Source organism: Burkholderia sp. BKH01 (assembly GCF_025685725.1).
GTDB lineage: Bacteria > Pseudomonadota > Gammaproteobacteria > Burkholderiales > Burkholderiaceae > Burkholderia > Burkholderia pyrrocinia_C.
On the sequence record NZ_JAOTQT010000011.1, the window covers coordinates 94286 to 112057 of the forward strand.

14 protein-coding genes and 1 tRNA gene are annotated in these 17772 nt (G+C 62.0%); 3 read left to right on the top strand and 12 right to left on the bottom strand.

Features of this window, described 5'->3' with window-relative positions:
* Positions 1-41: 41 nt before the first annotated feature.
* Complete coding sequence (gene tssI, locus OEJ37_RS18130; RefSeq protein ID WP_263345042.1) at positions 42-3221, bottom strand: type VI secretion system Vgr family protein; 3180 nt, start codon at positions 3219-3221, stop codon at positions 42-44.
* Positions 3222-3589: 368 nt separating this feature from the next.
* On the opposite strand from tssI, the gene OEJ37_RS18135 reads away from it, so the two are divergent.
* Positions 3590-4390 carry a transporter substrate-binding domain-containing protein gene (locus OEJ37_RS18135; protein WP_263345043.1) on the top strand — a complete coding sequence of 267 codons (801 nt, stop codon included), beginning with the start codon at positions 3590-3592 and terminating at the stop codon, positions 4388-4390.
* Between the two features lie 59 nt (positions 4391-4449).
* Here the strand turns inward: OEJ37_RS18135 and OEJ37_RS18140 are convergent, their stop codons facing one another.
* Positions 4450-4653: a hypothetical protein gene (locus OEJ37_RS18140; protein ID WP_174417328.1), complete on the bottom strand. Its 204-nt coding sequence runs from the start codon at positions 4651-4653 to the stop codon at positions 4450-4452.
* Between the two features lie 364 nt (positions 4654-5017).
* Positions 5018-5560 (bottom strand): hypothetical protein, encoded by a 543-nt coding sequence (locus tag OEJ37_RS18145; RefSeq protein ID WP_263345044.1) that lies wholly within the window; start codon positions 5558-5560, stop codon positions 5018-5020.
* A 471-nt stretch (positions 5561-6031) separates the two neighbouring features.
* On the opposite strand from OEJ37_RS18145, the gene OEJ37_RS18150 reads away from it, so the two are divergent.
* On the top strand, positions 6032-7054 hold the full coding sequence (locus OEJ37_RS18150) for a sensor histidine kinase (RefSeq protein ID WP_411859271.1): 1023 nt from the start codon (positions 6032-6034) through the stop codon (positions 7052-7054).
* Between the two features lies 1 nt (position 7055).
* Positions 7056-7790, top strand: a complete 735-nt coding sequence (locus OEJ37_RS18155; protein WP_263345045.1) for a LytR/AlgR family response regulator transcription factor — start codon at positions 7056-7058, stop codon at positions 7788-7790.
* A gap of 100 nt (positions 7791-7890) precedes the next feature.
* Here the strand turns inward: OEJ37_RS18155 and OEJ37_RS18160 are convergent, their stop codons facing one another.
* The 9 genes from OEJ37_RS18160 to OEJ37_RS18195 form a co-directional block, all read right to left on the bottom strand.
* Positions 7891-8442 carry a hypothetical protein gene (locus OEJ37_RS18160; protein ID WP_263345046.1) on the bottom strand — a complete coding sequence of 184 codons (552 nt, stop codon included), beginning with the start codon at positions 8440-8442 and terminating at the stop codon, positions 7891-7893.
* 297 nt (positions 8443-8739) lie between these two features.
* Positions 8740-8997, bottom strand: coding sequence for a PAAR domain-containing protein (locus tag OEJ37_RS18165; RefSeq protein ID WP_083214384.1), 258 nt, complete (start codon positions 8995-8997; stop codon positions 8740-8742).
* 14 nt (positions 8998-9011) lie between these two features.
* On the bottom strand, positions 9012-10493 hold the full coding sequence (locus OEJ37_RS18170) for a virulence factor (RefSeq protein WP_175947808.1): 1482 nt from the start codon (positions 10491-10493) through the stop codon (positions 9012-9014).
* Positions 10490-12802, bottom strand: a complete 2313-nt coding sequence (locus OEJ37_RS18175; RefSeq protein ID WP_263345047.1) for a hypothetical protein — start codon at positions 12800-12802, stop codon at positions 10490-10492. The genes OEJ37_RS18170 and OEJ37_RS18175 overlap by 4 nt, the downstream gene beginning before the upstream one ends.
* Before the next feature lie 19 nt (positions 12803-12821).
* On the bottom strand, positions 12822-15572 hold the full coding sequence (locus OEJ37_RS18180; RefSeq protein WP_263345049.1) for a type VI secretion system Vgr family protein: 2751 nt from the start codon (positions 15570-15572) through the stop codon (positions 12822-12824).
* 305 nt (positions 15573-15877) lie between these two features.
* Positions 15878-16126 (bottom strand): pyridoxal-phosphate dependent enzyme, encoded by a 249-nt coding sequence (locus tag OEJ37_RS35135; RefSeq protein ID WP_368041875.1) that lies wholly within the window; start codon positions 16124-16126, stop codon positions 15878-15880.
* A gap of 296 nt (positions 16127-16422) precedes the next feature.
* Positions 16423-16498, bottom strand: a tRNA-Thr gene (locus OEJ37_RS18185).
* Between the two features lie 18 nt (positions 16499-16516).
* Positions 16517-17044 (bottom strand): ClpXP protease specificity-enhancing factor, encoded by a 528-nt coding sequence (locus tag OEJ37_RS18190; RefSeq protein WP_175948058.1) that lies wholly within the window; start codon positions 17042-17044, stop codon positions 16517-16519.
* A gap of 71 nt (positions 17045-17115) precedes the next feature.
* Positions 17116-17727 (bottom strand): glutathione S-transferase N-terminal domain-containing protein, encoded by a 612-nt coding sequence (locus OEJ37_RS18195; protein WP_006400565.1) that lies wholly within the window; start codon positions 17725-17727, stop codon positions 17116-17118.
* Positions 17728-17772 lie beyond the last annotated feature (45 nt).

Here is a 17772-nt window from a genome sequence, read left to right on the forward strand (position 1 = left end):
ATCGCGATTTAGTTGTTCTTGACGGCTGATGCGCCGCCCTCTCAGGATTTCAGCGGTCCGCCGAACCCGCTTGTCGGCAGCTTCATGCCGGTCGCACCGGCCGCCGACGCCACCGTCGTCGCGCCTTTGCCCGCGATCCCGGCAACACCGGGCAGCGCGCTCTGCAGAACCCCGGATGCCGCGTTCGCAGCCGGCGCGGCCAGCGCCGCGAAACCGCCTTGCCGCGCAGCCTGCACCATCCCGGCCACCTGCTTCGCGGCACCGCTCAGGCTCGAAGCCGTCTGCAACGCAGACGCCACGCCCGCGCCACCGAGCGCACTCGCCGCAGCCGGCAACGCGGAACTCGCAAGCCCGCCGAGCGCAGCGCCCGCGCTGCCACCGCTCACGAGCCCCATCGCCGCGGTCGCCGCGGCAGGCGTCATCCCCTGCAACTGGCTGGCAAGCTGCCCAGTCGCCGCGGCCTGCGCGGCTTCCGGCGATGGCTCGACGGGCTCCGCCGGCCACTTCGCCTGCTTGAAGTAGTTCGCCGGCTCATCCGACTCGCGCGGGTCCTTGCCGAACTCGACACGCACCGCACCGGGCGGCAGCCCGCTCACGACCGTGTAGCCGCTGTTGTCGAGCGCACCCTTCTTCAGCACCGCGCCGTTCACGTCTTTCACCGTGAACAACCCGCCCTTCACCGCCTCGCCGTTCACGTACTTGTGAAACAGCTCGAGCTGCCCCGGCTGATCCGGCCGCGGACTCGGCAACGGATACCCCATGCTCGCCGGCCCAGCGAACGTATGCGACGCGCCCTTCACATCCACCGCACCCGGCGTGTGAATCTCGATGTTCCCGCCTTGAATGCGGATATACCCGCCGCCGCTCGTCAGCAGGATTCCCTGATCGGCCGCGATCTCGATCCGGTCGGTCGCCGACACGATCTTCACCGCCTTCTGCGCGGTCACTTCGACGTTGTCCGACTGCGCCTGGATCTCGACCTTGCCCTTGCCCGCGAACAGCTTCATCCCTGCGTTCTGCACGAACAGGCTCAGCGTCTGCCCGATGCTGCCGATCAGCGACTTGCCCGCCGCAACGTGCACGCTCTGCCCGCTCGCAACGTTCACGTGATCGTTCGCAACCATGTGCACCGACTGCTGCGTCGACATCCCGATTCCCGACGGGCTGCCGAACAACATCACCGGCTCCTTGAACGCGTTCGCGTTGCCCGTGCCGCCGCCTGCCGTGCGTCCGCCGGACGCGCTGCCCGATGCGCTGTCCTGCGTCGCGTCCGTGAACGCGCGCATCGTGTCCTGCGCGTCCTTCAGGCTTTCAGCCTGATGCTGCTCGCTCACGCCCGACATGGCCTCGACCAGGCTCTCGCCCGTCACGAGCTGCTGCTGCGCCTCCTTCACGTCGAGCGGCTGGCTGTTCGCCGACTTCGGATGCGTCGTCACGTACAAGCCCTGGCTCGCCCGCACCGCGCCGTACGCATCCGAGCGCAAGTCGAACCCGCTGCCGAGATACGCGCCGCGCGAATTGCCGCTCTGGTCGATGATGTAACCGAGATGCAGCAGGCTGTTCGCGCTGCTGCTCATCAGCTGCACGCGGTTCTGCCCGGTCGCATCGTCCATCACGAGCTGGTTGTAACCGCCACCCGAATACTCTTTCGACCGATATCCGGACAAAATCCCGTCGGTATGCCACTGCGGCTGGTTCGCGCCGTTGTACACACGCCCGACCGCAAGCGGCCGGTCGCAGTCGCCGCCGACGTAGTCGATCAGCACTTCCTCGCCGATGCGCGGCACATGCACGCCGCCGTAGCCGCCCCCCGTATCCGACTGCACGACGCGCACCCAGCATGACGCGTTCTCGTTGCCCGGGTTCAGGCGGTCCCAGACGAACTGCACACGGATCCGGTTCAACGCGTCCGTATAGACTTCCTCGCCCCGCGGCCCGACGACGATCGCCGTCTCGAGATGCATCTCCGGCTTGTGATGCTCGAACGGGCTGCGATACGGCACGCTCGCGCGTTGCGCTTCGACTTCGACGAGATAGAAGCCGGTCGAGCCATCCTCGTGCGGCACGCGAAATGCGGGATCGGCGCCGTAGCTCTCCTGCACCTGCGTCAATGCCTCGCGCAGACTGTATGGAAAGTCCGCGCTGTCGCTCGCGACGGGCAGGTTGTTCTCGATCCACCACGCCACCTCGATCGCGGCGAATTCGCGCTGATCGGCGGGATCGCGATCGTGCTCGGGATGGTCGGCCAGCGTGAAGCGTCTGCCCGCATCGATCGCGCGCACGCCACCCGCGCCATGGAAGCGCTTTGCCTGCGACTCCCATTCCTCCATCTTGACCTTTGTCAGATGGTCGCCGCGCGTCTGGTCCAGGTATGTATAAGCGCCCGTGTACTCGTAGACTTCGAGCTGGTCGGGCAACTCGCCCTGGCCGCCCATCGTCGGCAGCGATGTGCCTTTCGGGTTCGACGGCTGCGAAGGATTCTTGTAGTCGAACGTGCGCGTCGTGCGCGTCACGCTCTGCAGCGTACGCGTGCCCGACCATTGCGTGAACGCGTCGGCTTCGCTTGCCGCGCCGCCGTGATAGAAGCGCACGGTCTCCGGCGACAGCGGCGCGAACGCCTGCAGGTTGTCGGTGATCACGAGCGTATGCGACTTGCCGTCGTCAGCCTGCTGCCACGCGCAGTAGAGCCCTTCGTTCTCCATCAGCCGATGCACGAAATGCCAGTCGGTGTCGTGCTGGCGCGTGTACGAACGGTTCGGCAGCGGCTTCGACAATGCGAAGCGGAAATGGCCCTGCGCCTGCGGATGCTTGTTCAGCACGTCACTGATGATCTGGTCGACGGTCGTGTCGTTCCAGAGCCGCTGATCGCGGCGGAACTTCAGGAAATGGGTGAAATCGGCGAACGCGAGCTGATATGTCGTGAGCCCGCCGTCGGCGCCCAGCCGGCGCGCGGTATGCACGTATCCGTTGATCGGCCGGTAGCTGCGGTCGCCCTGCTGAATCCACAACGTGACGGGCTGCGCGATCAGCTTTTTAAGTTCCAGATCGCTGTCGGTCGACAGCACGTCGAGTGTGAACTCGTACGCACGCCCGATGCGCGAACGGCCGACTGCCCGCTGCACGGTCAGGACATTGGCCCCTAACGGCGTATCGAGCTTCAGCAGCCGGCCCTGCTGAAGCAACCCGCCGCGCAATGCGGCAATTGTGTTCTGCATGTTCATGAACGGCCTTTTCTTCTTTTGACGCGCCCTCGGATGGCGCCGGTATTTGATTCCGCTCGCGCGATTTTACAGATAAATTACGGCACGAACCCGAAATATGACCTGATTTAAAAGAACATTTCGAGTGCAATCGGAAAATATCCGAGCGGGACTGCTCACCGAATTGCTCGCCCCCAGCCGAGCCGATTCCTGTCCACGCCACAGGAAGTCAGTCGCCTCTCCCCATGAAATCGATTGCAATCAGGGCCAATTCGACTTTCGGTGCGGCGCGGTTGCGAGTAGTGTCTACGTGCCCGTATTGCGGCCCACCGGGCGCGGCCAGCGCCCGGCGCTCACCACAACACCGTACTGAACACTGGAGATCTGCGATGAAACGTTCGAAGTTCCTGCTGTCGGGCCTGCTGCTCGCGTCGGCCCTCGGTTTCACGGCCGTCGCCGCTCACGCGGACGACCTGCTCGATTCGGTGAAGAAAGCCGGCGTGCTGCGCGTCGGCCTCGAAGGCACGTATCCGCCGTTCAACTCGCGCGGTACGTCGGGTCAACTCGAAGGCTTCGACGTCGACGTCGCGAACGCGGTCGCCGGCAAGCTCGGCGTGAAGACGCAGTTCATCCCGACCGAATGGAGCGGCATCATCGCGGGCCTGCAGGCCGGCATGTTCGACGTGATCGTCAACCAGGTCACGATCACGCCGCAACGCAAGGAAGTGCTCGACTTCAGCCAGCCGTACACGTACTCGGCCGCGCAGCTGATCCAGCGCAAGGACGACACGCGCAACTTCAAGTCGCTCGACGATTTCAAGGGCAAGAAGCTCGGCGTGACGCTCGGCACCAACTACGACCAGATGGCGCGCACCGTGCCGGGCATCGAGGTGCAGACGTATCCGGGCGCGCCGGAGAAACTGCGCGACCTCGCCGCGGGCCGGATCGAGGCGACGCTCGACGATCGCCTGATGCTGCCGTACATGATCAAGACGTCGAACCTGCCGCTGCGCGCGGGCGCGGTGCTGAACGGCGGCAAACAGGAAATGGCGATCCCGTTCCGCAAGGGCAACCCGAAGTTCGAGAAGGCGATCAACGACGCACTGGCTTCGCTGCAAAAGGACGGCACGCTGAAGAAGATCTCGATGCACTGGTTCGGCAGCGACGTGACGGTGCCGGTCGCGCAGTAAGCGGCTCGGCGTTTCGACGCGTCACGGCCTTCGTCTCGATGAAGACGTGACGCTTCCTCTCAGGCCGCTTCGTCGAAGCGCGCCAGCAGCATCTGGCCGATCGGCGTCAGCGCCGGGCGCACGGCTACCGCGTTCATGCGCACCTGCGTATCGACGACCAGCCGCTTTTCGACCAGCACGGCGAAGGCCTGATTCGATTGATCGACGCTGTCCGGCGCACGCGCAATGCGCAGCAGCATCGAGAATTCATGCGGACTCAACATGGTCCCAGTCTCCTGATCGTTCGCGATCCTGCTCGAATCGGCGTCGACCGTGTTTTCGAATGTTCGAATGAAATGGTGGAATGCGTGAACGGTGCGCCGCCGGGAGCGAGATCCCGGTTGCCCGCCTGCGACGCGGGCACGTCGTCGGAAGCAGGCTGCACACGCCCCGGTTCCGGCGATGCCGCCACGACGGGAACGTGCAACCTTATGGGCGCATCGTGACGCGACCGTGACAGCAAAACGGGGGCGCAACGGCGCGCGCCACGCGCGCGTTCGGCCCGATGCCGATCCGGTTGCCGAAGATGAACTGCCTCGCGTTCGTGGCTGCCAGCCGCGCGCTTTCCCGCTTTCCGTTTCGCGCCCGTCAGCGCGAATCGACCGAATACGGGATGCCGCTGCGTGCCGATTCGCCTGCATCGCGCATGCAGCGCACGACCACGTTGACCGCACGCCCGAGCGGCATCCCGACGAGCGCGCCCCAAACCGCGAACGACAGCATCACGAAACCGCTTGCCGCCGCCCACGGCTCGCGTGCGGCAACCGCGTAATGCATGCAGGTTTCGGCGACGAAAGTCAGCATCAGCGTGACGAGCAGGCTCGCATCGCCGGGTAAGCGCACACGCAAGCCCGACGGCGTCGCACGGAACGCGAGCCGCCAGCGGCTCGCATGCAGCCAGCCCAGCGCCGCGCCGGCCAGGACAGCAGCCAGCGCGATTGCATTCGCGTCGACGCCCGCGTGCGGAAAAAGTCCGTTCAGGCTGACGATGCCGAGCATCCCGAACGCAACGGGCGAGATCAGCGGTCGTGCCGCCGGCACCTCGCGTGGGAAACAACGTTTGATGCCGATGTAGAGCAGCACGCAGAACATCACGTACACGTAAGGCTTCAGGTGAAAGAGCGTGGACATGGTTGGAGTCGCCGGATCGGTATGGACACGGCTACACCGTACTGCCCGGCCCCTTCGAGCGGCGCGGCTTGCGACGGGAGGCAGGAATTCGCGGACGAGTTGCGCGTCGTCGCGACGGTCGTTCGGCGAACCGGTAGGATTGACGCGCCATCGAATCCGGCAGTCGACAACATCCGAAAGCCCCGCTTCGACGACCGATCGGCGTTTCGTGCGCGGCGCGAAACCGGTGTCGCCCGATGTCCTTCTGCAACGCGTTCCACTAAACTCGTGACCGAAACCGGCCAACCGTCGGCGGCCGATGCGCTTCGTCGAAGCCGCGCACCGTTCGTCGCAGCTCGTGCGCTGCCGGCACATCCGGCGGTAAGGTCAGGCCCTATGCGCATCACGCGCCCATACTCACCCGACATCATGCGAGCCAGGTCCGACACTTCGCCGATTCCGCAGCCGCCCGCCGGCAGCGCGCCGCGATGGCTGCGCGACCCGATGGCGCTGCTCGGGTTTGCGTGCTTCAACTCGGTCGTCGGCGTGGGCTTCTGGGTCATCCATTTCAACGAACCCGTCGTCCCCTACCTCGTCGTCGCCAACGCCATCGGCTTCTGCGCGCTGCTGTCGAGTGTTGCCGCCAACCGGCTGCTGCCACGCGTGTCGGGGCTTGCGCTGAAGGCCGTCGTGATCGCACCGGTCAGCGTCTTCGCCGGTTTCGAGATCGCGGCGGCGATCGTCGGCGGAAAGTTGCCGCATGTGTTCGGTTCGGCACGCATCGTCACGTGGGACAACTACGGGCCGTCGTTCCTGGTTTCGGTTGTCCTGTTCGTGTGCGTGTCGCTGTTCCTGCAGTCCATGCGCATGCGTGCGACGCTCGAAACCGAACGCCGCGAGGCCGCCGAGGCGCGCCAGGCCGAGACAGCGGCGCGCCTTGCGCTGCTGCAGGCGCAGATCGAACCGCACTTCCTGTTCAATACGCTCGCGAACGTGCAGAGCCTGATCGGGCGCGATCCGGCGCGCGCATCGACGATGCTCGACAGCCTGAACCGATACCTGCGTGCAAGCCTCCGACGCACGCGCAATACGACGTCGACGCTCGGCGAAGAACTCGAACTCGTCGACGCGTTGCTGAAGATCGCGTCGATCCGGCTCGGCGAGCGGCTGTCGTATGCGATCGACGTGCCGGCGGATCTGCACACGTTGCCGTTCTCGCCGCTGCTACTGCAACCGCTCGTCGAGAATGCGCTGCTGCACGGGATCGAGCCGTCGATCGACGGCGGCGTAATCGTCATTCGCGGAAGGATGCGAGGCGACAGGCTCGAACTGAACGTGATCGATACGGGCGTCGGCCTCGGCAAAGGCGACACGCGCCTGCATGGCGGCGTCGGGCTCGCCAACGTCGCCGCACGCATCAGGACGCTGCACGGCGAGCGCGGCCGCGTCACCGTCGAGACGAACACCGGCGCCGCGCACGGTGTCACCGCAACCCTGCTGATTCCGATCGACTGACATGCCGACCGCCCTCATCGCCGACGACGAACCGAACCTGTCCGCATCGCTCGCGCAGCGGCTGCGACAGCTCTGGCCCGAACTGGAGATCGTCGCGATGCCGCGCAACGGCATCGAAACGCTGGCCGCGTTGAACGCGCCGCCGCGCCCGGACATCGCGTTTCTCGACATCCGGATGCCCGGCATCGACGGGTTGAGGCTGGCTGCGCTGGTGCCCGACGTCCATGTCGTGTTCGTCACGGCCTACGACGAATATGCGGTCGACGCGTTCGATCGCGCGGCGGTCGACTACCTGCTGAAACCTGTGACGGACGAGCGGCTGTTGCGCTGTATCGCGAAGCTCCAGCGCGGCGGGCCGGCCGTCGCGCACGCCGATGCGCTCGCGCAGGCGGCGCAATCGCGAGACGCCGCGCCGATCCGCTGGCTGACCGTGGGCGTCAAGGATGCGACGCGGCTCGTATCGGTCGACGACGTGCTGTATTTCCAGGCTTCCGACAAGTACACGGAAGTCGTCACCGCCGGCGAACGGCTCGTGATTCGCACGCCGTTGAAGGAGCTGATGCAGCGGCTCGATCCGGAGCGGTTCGCTCAGGTGCACCGCGGCGTGATCGTCGCGTATGCGGCGATCGATCGAATCGAGCGCGATTTGCTGGGAAGGTTGCGAATTCGGGTGCGCGGGCAGAGGGAAATGCTGCCGGTCAGTCGTGCGTATGCGGGGTTGTTCAGGCAGATGTGACGCTATCTGCCTCTATGCGCAGGACTGTCGCAACTTGCCGCCGTCATGCCGCTTACCCGACAGAAGCCTCAGGGCGTCAGTCCGTGCAGCGGCGCGCAGTTCAGTTGCAGGAGTCGAGTCCGAGCACGCCCGTTCGCAGCATCACGCGCCCCTTGTCCTTGATGAACGACAGACTGTATGCCCGGATACGCTGCCCGGCGACGCACTGGGCATGACTCAGATCGGTCGAGTAATTGAATTCGGAAACGCACTGCCCGACAGGGAACGTCGACGAAGTACGCACGGCATCCGGACTGTGATCGTGCCCGGGATAGTAGAGGTATGCCGAGTCGTGCGCGGTCTTGAACGATCCGAACACGTCCGGATGCTGGGCAAGGAATGCGGCGACGGCACGCGCCCGCGCAGGACCACTCGTAGTCGCTGCAAGCGACTGCGAAAGCTCCGTGATATTGGTACCCAGCGAAAACTTCGGCGCTGCGTAGGCGGCGAAACCATCCGGCGACGGGAAAGTCGCCCAGAAATCGCGGTCCATCTGCTTGACCTCGGCTTGCGTCAGGCAGTCTTGCGCCAACGGTCGGGAAAATGCGACGGTACTGCCGCCGGCCAGCACCGAAACCAGGGCGGTGATGTACCACGTCTTAACGATCTGCATTTTTCTTTTTCTGAGCAAAGGTAATGTGAAACTCGTTGTTGAGGTCTTTCGGCGTGCTCTTGACCTGCCTGATTTCTTCGGGCCATTTCAATCTTGGGGAATGGCCTCGATTACTTCAGTTGAACAATACCGCTGCTTGAACTCGTCGGCCGTCAGGTAGGCCAACCGGCCGACTGAAAACCGGCCTGGAAACGACGAAGGGCTACGCAAGCATCGCGTAGCCCTTCGTTGGACAGCGTGGCGGTTACCGGCCTCGAACCCTCCGTCACCGCAGCGCGATTGTCCGGAGAATACGAATTACGAGCGCCCTGACGTCGGCAACGAAGAAATCAGAACGGCGCCGCATGACGTCTTGTGGCCTTCAAATGCCGCATGCGCACCCTCGATGTCGAACTGCCCATCCCCCTCGACGACAACGCACGGGCCATGTAACGGACACGTGCAGCGATCACCGACGCGCGCCGGCGCGCGCCCCATGACATCGCTGTTTGCCGCACCCGTCTCGACATAGCCACCGTGACTATGGACGTCGCCCACTCGAATGATCCCTCGCATGGTCGGCCATCCGATCAGTATGAATAACCCTGCATGCCGTAGTCCGTGTCGTGACGGCGGCCCCACCACGGCAGATAGGCATTGTTCTCGCCCCGCGCGCGGAACCAGTCCTTGTCCGGGTCGATCGGCGTGACTTTCGACGGCGGCACCACCACCACCGCCGTCGGGTGCTGCGCATCCGTCGTCCCTGCAACCAACACCTTCTCGCCAAGGTGATTCGCTCGCCCGATCGCCAGCACCACGTCCGTCAACGCCGTACCCGCTCCCATCGGGCCCAGCAACGCCGGCGTATTGAACGTCTGCTTGCTGAAGTTGTAGTCCGGCAGTACTTCGGTCAACGTCTGCGACAGCGCACCGATCCGTTCCGACGCCGCGTCGCCGCCGCGCCCGGCGTCATGCACCACGTAATTCAGCGACGGCACCGTTACCCCCGCGTTGCGGGCAGCGCTGTCGATCACGGCTTTCCACGCCTGCACGGCGCGCGTGGTGCCGGCCTTCGCCTCGAAGTCCCTGACGTTACCCGTCGCCGCGCGACCGATCCATGCAAGCGGCTCACGCTCCGTCTTGAAGTTCGGCCCTACGAGAAACAGCACCACCATGTTCTCGTTGATCTGCGCGTCCTTCGGCGGGAAGCTCGGCGCGTCCCAGTTCATGACCCATGCGCTTTTGTCCGGGTTGGCCTGCAGGTAATCCAGCGCGCGGTTCAGCGACGTGAAACCGGCGTTCGCTCCGCCTTGGTTGACGTGGACGTCGGGGGGGGTGTTTTTGCTCCAAAGATCGAGAAAATATTTATTCCCAATATTGAATTCACTGATGATGCTTTTTTGCAAATAAGACTGTGCCTCGCCAGCATCCAATCTATCTGGGGCGGCAAATTCCACACGGATGCCGGCCAATTCACGCCAGTCATCTTTATTCTTTGATTTGACCGTGTAGAAATACTTTGTGTTCATCACATAGCGGTCACCGAACAGCCCCATCAATTTATCGACGTATTTGTGATAGAAGCCTTTGAACGTTTCCGATCCTTGGTTGCCATACACAAGCGCACCAATTGACTGAAGCTTCGAAAATTTCTGTGGCATCGTCCGGACCATATCGTCGCTCTTGTTCGGTTGAACAAGACCCAAAGTCCAGAGAATCTGCCATTCCGTCGAATAGTCGCGCCGCTGTAGCGGGTTCAACCATTCCAGCCCGACAACCTGCGCTACGAATGGCACAGCACTGTCACTCGCATTCGCGGCCATTGTATCTTTCTGACCCGGGGTGGCTGCCCGTACAGGCGCCGCCATCATGATGGTCGACACCACAAACGTCAAAATCGCAGCCAGAGATGGCACTATCAACAATCGTTTCATCCAATCTCCCATGCTTAATTCGTCAAGAGGCGTATGTCCAGCAAAAGCGCTCAAGTTGTACATGATACCCATCGCGACCATCAACACCACGATGGCGACAACCAGTCTACGGGGCTGGGTCGAGATCAACCTACTCATACCACCCCTCCAATTTTCAGATAAAGCTCGTTCTCACGCTCGTCGACAATTTTTTCCGGACGCTTCGCCTCTTTAGCATTCTTGACCCACTCTTGCACAGGTGCATCATCGTCCCCCAATACTCCCTTTGTGAAATACGTTGAATATTGCTTGCTTAGATGACTATCAGGCAGCGCTCCACCAAATCGCCAATCCGCCTCGATCCGCAATTCGGTCAAATCCTTGGGCGACAAGTAGCACAACCCGATTGCCACATCGTACGCCAATGCTTTCTGCGCATGATCCGGATTCGTCATCGTGGTCGAATGATTGGTCGGGTTGTTTAATTTTCCGGCATCGAGAATCTCCACTACCTGCTCGTTATGCCAGTCCTTATAGCCTTCCGGTGCGTCGCTCTTGCCATCCTCGCCGATCACGTTGCCGTTGTCGTCTACCCAAGCCTTGCGACCGTCACGACGCGCACGCATTCGAAGGATCGCGTGATCCTCGTATCGTTGCGAAGCTTCACTCCCGACATCACCTTTGGCTACATCGTCGGGCGACTGCGATTGGTAAGTATCGTAGGGATCGTCGGATTTCTTGTCCGCCTTCTCGGCGTTCCGAGCCGCAGCGGGTGTATCGTAGCCGTCGTTGAAATCACTCTCGGCGTTACCATCCTTTATCAGGATCGGGTTGTGCGGATCATTACTTCGGAACGTCTGCGGCGCGAACGGCTCGTCGAGCGCTGGCGCGTTTGCGGTCACCGTCCAGTATTTCGGAGGATCCGCATTGACAGGAAACATCTTGAAACTCGACGTCACCAGCGTCACCAGGTAGAAAACCGGTGCGGAAGCCGTGGTGAAGAGCTTGGCGATCGGATTCTCGTTTCCGCTCCACGCGCGGACCAGACCAAATTTTGCCGGCGGGGAAGGCGGAAACCAGAAACCGGGTGTCGTGCCCTCCTTCCCGTGACGCCAGTCATTTTCCCAATAACGATAGTCGCCGACTTCACCCACCTTCCAGTGCGTCGCAAACACCCGCTGCGTGAGCACGCCTTCCGCACCGATATCTATCAGCTCCTTCGACGGCTCTTTCTTGTCATCGTCGATATACCCGAGCCCGCGCCATCCTATTCCCTGAACCGTTACGGCGGAAATCACCTGGTCGTGAGGGCAGCAATACAGCGTCACGCGACCATGGGTGTAGCCGTTCAAGCCGTGTGACTTCCGATCGGCATCGGCCGAATACGGTTTGCCTTTCTCCGATGTCCGGCAATTGCCCATCTCTCTATCGAGCTTGTCCGCAGGCATTTCGAACGCAGAGCGGGCACGAATGATGTCGAGAAACGCGCGTAGTGTCTTTGTGCGGGCATCATAAGTCTCGCGGCCACGCCGGTGTTTGGAATCCTTGATATCCCGCTGAGCCCAGGTATCCATTCCCGTGTCGGTATTGGCGACGCTATAGGGAGGATTCGCCAGCACATAGGCATCGGCAACGCACCGCCCCGAGTTGCCCCAGCGGTCGGTCACCGCCTCCAACTGGTCGCCGAAGAACGCCGCCGTCAATCCGACCATGTTCCCCTGACTGTGGCACACGATCGTGATAGGCACGTTCGCCTGCTTCTTGCGAATCGATTCCACCAGTTTGGCCAGACGCAGCGCGGCGAGCACTCCATAAGTACGGGGCGGGGTTCGGTACAGTGGGCGCGTCGTCGGATTCAGCGCCTGGACAGAAATCCACCCGAAGATCCGGTCGTCGATCCCCTCGTGCCACAGATCCGGCAAGCTCGAACAGCCGTTCGCAAACGGACCACCTCCCCAATAGTTCTGTTCGTTCAGGAAAATCTTGTCCCCGTATTCCTTCAACTCTTCCTTGTTGGCCTTATAGCCCCAACGGAAATGGATCACCGGAGAAAATGCGGGATCGGGCTTGATGTAGGTATCCGGTAGAAGCGCGGGATTGATAAAACCATCAGGCGTCAAACCGTCCGTGTACGCGACGGGACTCATCTGACCGCCGATCACGCCCGTATGATTCAACTGATCATCGAGCCGGGCGAGCCGCCGGTTCAACCCCTTGCACAAACCCTCTTCCGCGCCCTTGTACCATTCACCCTCCGAGTTCACGCCGTGTACGAAAATGATCACGCCGGGCAGTGGCTGCTGCTTCACGCAGATCAGTTCGTTCTGCATATCGAAGAGCGTCGGCCCCTGGCCTTCGCCGATCACGATGCTTGGTGGTTCACTCGCGTTTGCGGCAGCATTGCCGCCCGCAGCCGGCGGCGCACCGGGCGACGAGGGGCCCAGTGGATTCAGAAATGAATCGGTCATGCGTTATTCCCCGGAATGCTCAGATATTTTTCTTGATGAATTGCACGGTCAGTTGCTCGAACTGATTGCCGTTGATTGGCGGCAGCTTGCCTGCCGAATCGGTTTTCTGGTCCAGCAAGTCGCCGGACACCTTCTTGACCTCGGCATCGAATCCCGGTGCGGGCTGCCCATCCGTCGCCCGCACCAGCTTCGGCACCCGCCCGAGCGGCGAATGGCTGAACGCCGGCAGTTCGCCACTCATGCTGGCGGGGCCCTGCCACGAGTGGCCGGCAGACTTCACCGTGAACGTTCCGGGGCAGCCCAATTCGATATTCGCGCCGTCCAGCTTCAGGTACGCCCCGCCGGACGTCATCAGCACGACCTGGTCCTTGCCCAGCACCGACGCCTTGCCGCCCGCCGCCGTCACCTGGAAATTCTTCGCGGAATCGATCTGCGTATCGTCGTTCTGACTTTGCATCAGCAACTTGCCCTGATTCGCGATCGTCGTGATGCCCGCGCTTTGTGCAAACAACCACAGCCCGTTACCGGCCTGCATGTTCAGCTTCTGGCCGCTCGTGAATTGCAGATGATTGGCGGCAACTTGATCGATGTTCTCGCCCGCGTAGGTCACGTGCGTTTTCGGCGTAATGTTCAACGAACCGGCCTGCGCGCCAAATGCCATCAGCGCCTGCGAGGCACCGTTGCCACCGGCTCCCGGCCCCCAGTCCTTGAACGCGGCGGAGAGCGTCGACTGCCCCGCCGTGTCGGTCGCCTGCCCGCCGTGCTGCCCCGCATAGTCGCCAAGCGACTTGAACAGATCCGTACACTGCTGGAGCAACTGGATCAGCTCGTCACGATCGAGCTGGCCGCCGCTCGCCTGGGTACGCGCGTAAGTCGTCAAGAGCATCCCCTGCGCAGCGCGCAATGCCGCAGCGGCATCGGTCCGAAGTTCTGCGCCTTGGCCGCGATCGGCGCCTTGCCCGTTATCGCGCGGCTGGGTCAGATACCCGAGATTCAACTGGGAATGAGCATGCTCGGACGCCAACTGCGCACTGATTTGCTGCGGCGTATCGTCGAGTCGAAGCTGGTTATACCGTTGCCCGGTGATCTCTTTCGTCTTGATGCCGGTCAGGTAGCGATTACCAGGCAGACTACCGGTATGACTGAATGCCGCCGGCATGTTGGCGCCGTTCGGCAGGACCCCGAGGATGATCAGGCGATCGGGATCGCCGCCCAGGCAGCCCAGCAGCACTTCGGTATTGACGCGCGGCAGAATGGTCTGGCCGAAGGTCGGCCCCGCCAGGCTCGATGCGACACGGATCGGCGCGCTGTCGCCCAGGTTCCCGTTCGTTCCCGCACCTTGCGCATGTTTGTGATCCGCCGAGTCCTGACCCAGGACCATCACGTACACGCAGCCAGTCTCGTCACAAGTGACTTCGTCCGATCCGCTCCCGACCACGCGTCCTGTGATCAACGGCGTGAGTGGCAAATCGATTTTCGTGTCGTAGATCGGCGTCAGCGGCGTGCCTCGCGGCACACACGTGAACTGGTTCTCGTAGCGCGTATCCTGATCGGCCGGATCCTGGTTGCCCGTCACCGGCGGCTGCTCGAGCGAGTGACTGGTCGAGAACAACGTCTGCGCCCGTTCGCTCAGCTCCTTCGGCAAGTTGTTCCACACGTTGTGATACAGCGACGTGATCACGAACTGTCGCTGCTCGGCGGGCCGTGCATTCCAGTCCGAATCTCCCGTGATCGTCACCCAGGTGCCGACCTGGAGATCGCGGATGCCACTTTTGCCGTCGTAACGGACCGCGTGCGCTTCGCGCGCCAGAATCCGGTCTTCAGTGATCCGGTCGAGATCCGCCCACGAGTCCGCCACGTGCGGACTCTCGATCACGATATCGGTCAACAACTGAGCCAAGTCGTTGCCCGCCTCGCCCTGATCGAGGCCGGCCGGTCGGCTCGATTGGTCCACGTTCGCCTTCCGGTAGTCCCATGTCGGCCGGCTTGCTTCGCCCGAGATCAGTTCCTGGCGCATGGTCAGCACCGTGATCGTATCGCGCTCTTCGGTGCCCGCATCGCGCGGATGCAACCGCACCGTACCCGACGGCGCTTCGGACAACTTGTGCGGGTCGTCGCAGAACACCATCGTATGCACGGGCGGCTCACCGTCTTTCGATTGGCCGCTCGCGCGCCCGGGACGGACGAACATCGTGATGCCGTCGCGACGCAAGAGTCGCGACACGAAGCGCGCATCCGACTCGTTGACCTGGCGCATGTACGAACGCTTCGGATACCGGGACAGATTCAGTCCGGACAGATCAAACTCAAATGCACGAGCAAGGGTCTGGCTACGCTGCCGCCATTCATTAAGCACGACGTTGAGCACGTCGATTACGTTGACGTTTCGGAAAATTCGGGAATTAGTGCGCTTGTGGAGCAGATTTACCGCATCGGTCACAGTGAATTGGTAAATCGTGAGCTCACCATCGGATCGTCCGACCTGAACCGCGCTGATGATTGCGTTGATCGCGTGCTTGCCGCCGCGATCGGTAACCAGCCCGACCGATACGGGTGTACCGATAAAAAGCTTGGGCGAGAGGTTTCCGTTTTGCGAAACGCAAGTCAGGCGGCCATCGATGCCGGTCATCATGCTTTCGCGGATACTCACATGCTGCAAGGCGAGCTGCGCGCCCAGATCTTTTTGCGAAGCGCCCCAGTTCAGTGTCACGGGGCGCCGATTCGTATCAATCCCCGATACGAAATTGCGGAACGCTTCTCGGATATTCACGACGGTCTCTCAGTTTGATTCGTTATGGCACGCTGACTTCCAGTGTGCTGTCGCTGTTTCGCGCGATTTTATCAAACTGTCATAAAAATACGTTCGTCGCCTCCAGAAATTGACAATATTCCACAGAGCGCTGCCTCTAACGCGCAAGGCGGTCGGGAATCCGCCCACGAATCGATTCTGGAATCAGACGATACTTATCGGTGGCAAAGGCGAGTTACGTTGTCATCTATTTCCAAGCCTTCACCAAGGGTTGCTTCAGGAGATACGCGCTCGGGAAAATGACGTCTCTCACAGCTAATGCCCGATCAATAGGCAGAGTTGCCCTCCGACATCATCGCAACCATCGGATAGTCCTTCACGCCGCAGATGATCGCGAGGCCTGTGCCCATGCTGCCCGACGTCAGTTCGACGACGGTCTGGCCCGGCTGCGACGTGCCGCTGCGTTCAGCTTCGTCAATGATGCCCCGCGCCGCGCGCTCCTTCTTGGGGAGTTCGGGTTTCTGGTAGTCAAGTTTCGCGAGAATGATGCCTTCGAGGCCGCGTGCTTTCGTCAGCCTGTCGAGGAACGAGTGGTGTCACGCCGATTGCGTGGACGATGGAATTGAGCGCTTTACTCATGATGGCCTCCTGATTCGGAGTGCATCAATTGCGATGCGACGCACTGAAGCCAGCGTGTCGAAGCGACGCTTGTATGTTCTTGCGATGGAGATTCGTTCGACGTATCGGTCGAAGTCGAAACGCTAAGCTGCGTGTCGCGGCTCGGGACACACGACAATCCCCCCGACCGGAAAAGCGACCACCGAAAAGACAAAGGGCCGGGAGAATCAATCTCCCGGCCCTTCGTTCAATATGGTGCCGGCTGCAGGACTCGAACCCGCCACCTGATGATTACAAATCAACTGCTCTACCAGATGAGCTAAGCCGGCGTAGCGCGAGATTCTACCTCATTTCACGATCTTGAGGCGAGGTCTGCTGCCACCTTTCGAGCCATCGCCGTCACCGTCGGTTTTCGGCGGTTCATCGGCGCCTTCGGAGGGTTCCTCGTTCGCGCCGCTGTCGGCAACCGGCGTCAACACAGCCGGCGACTCGTCGCGCTGCGCATCATCCGTCTGCGCCGCATCTTCGTCGAACGCACCCGAATCCTCACCTTCGCCCGCGACCGCATCGACCTGGAACGCCATCCCCTGCCCGTTCTCGCGCGCATAGATCGCGAGCACGTTGGCAACCGGAATCTCGATCTTGTGCGCCTTCCCGGAGAACCGGGCAGTGAACTCGATCCACTCGTTGCCCATCTGCAACTGGCTCGTCGCCTCGAAGCTGATGTTGAGCACGATCTCGCCGTCACGCACGAACTGACGCGGCACGCGCGTCGAGTTGTCGACCCTCACCGCGATATGCGGCGTGTAACCGTTATCGGTGCACCACTCGTACAACGCGCGCAGCAGATAAGGCTTCGTTGAAATCTCTTGCATCACAATCCTCGAACCCGGAGCGGGCGCGCGGCACGCCGCGCCGCCCTCTCCGTCTTGCCTTCATTGCATCATCAACGACGCATGACCTTTTCGGACGGCGTCAGTGCTTCGATATAGGCCGGACGGCTGAAGATCCGCTCCGCGTACTTCATCAGCGGCGCAGCGTTCTTCGACAGCTCGATGCCGTAGTGATCCAGGCGCCACAGCAGCGGCGCGATCGCGACGTCGAGCATCGAGAACTCCTCGCCGAGCATGTACTTGTTCTTCACGAAGATCGGCGCGAGTTGCGTCAGGCGATCGCGGATCGCGAGGCGTGCCTTCTCGTGATTCTTCTCCGCTGCCTTGCCCTTCTCGTTCTCGAGCGTGCTGACGTGAACGAACAGTTCCTTCTCGAAGTTGAGCAGGAACAGGCGCGCGCGTGCGCGCTGCACGGGGTCGGCCGGCATCAGTTGCGGATGCGGGAAGCGCTCGTCGATGTACTCGTTGATGATGTTCGATTCGTACAGGATCAGGTCACGCTCGACCAGGATCGGCACCTGACCATACGGGTTCATCACCGAAATGTCTTCCGGCTTGTTGAACAGGTCGACGTCACGGATTTCGAAGTCCATGCCCTTCTCGAACAGCACCAGCCGGCAACGCTGGGAGAACGGGCAAGTTGTGCCGGAATACAGAACCATCATATTTGCGTTTCCTCAAAAAAGCCGAGGGCCGGCACGCGGCGAAAC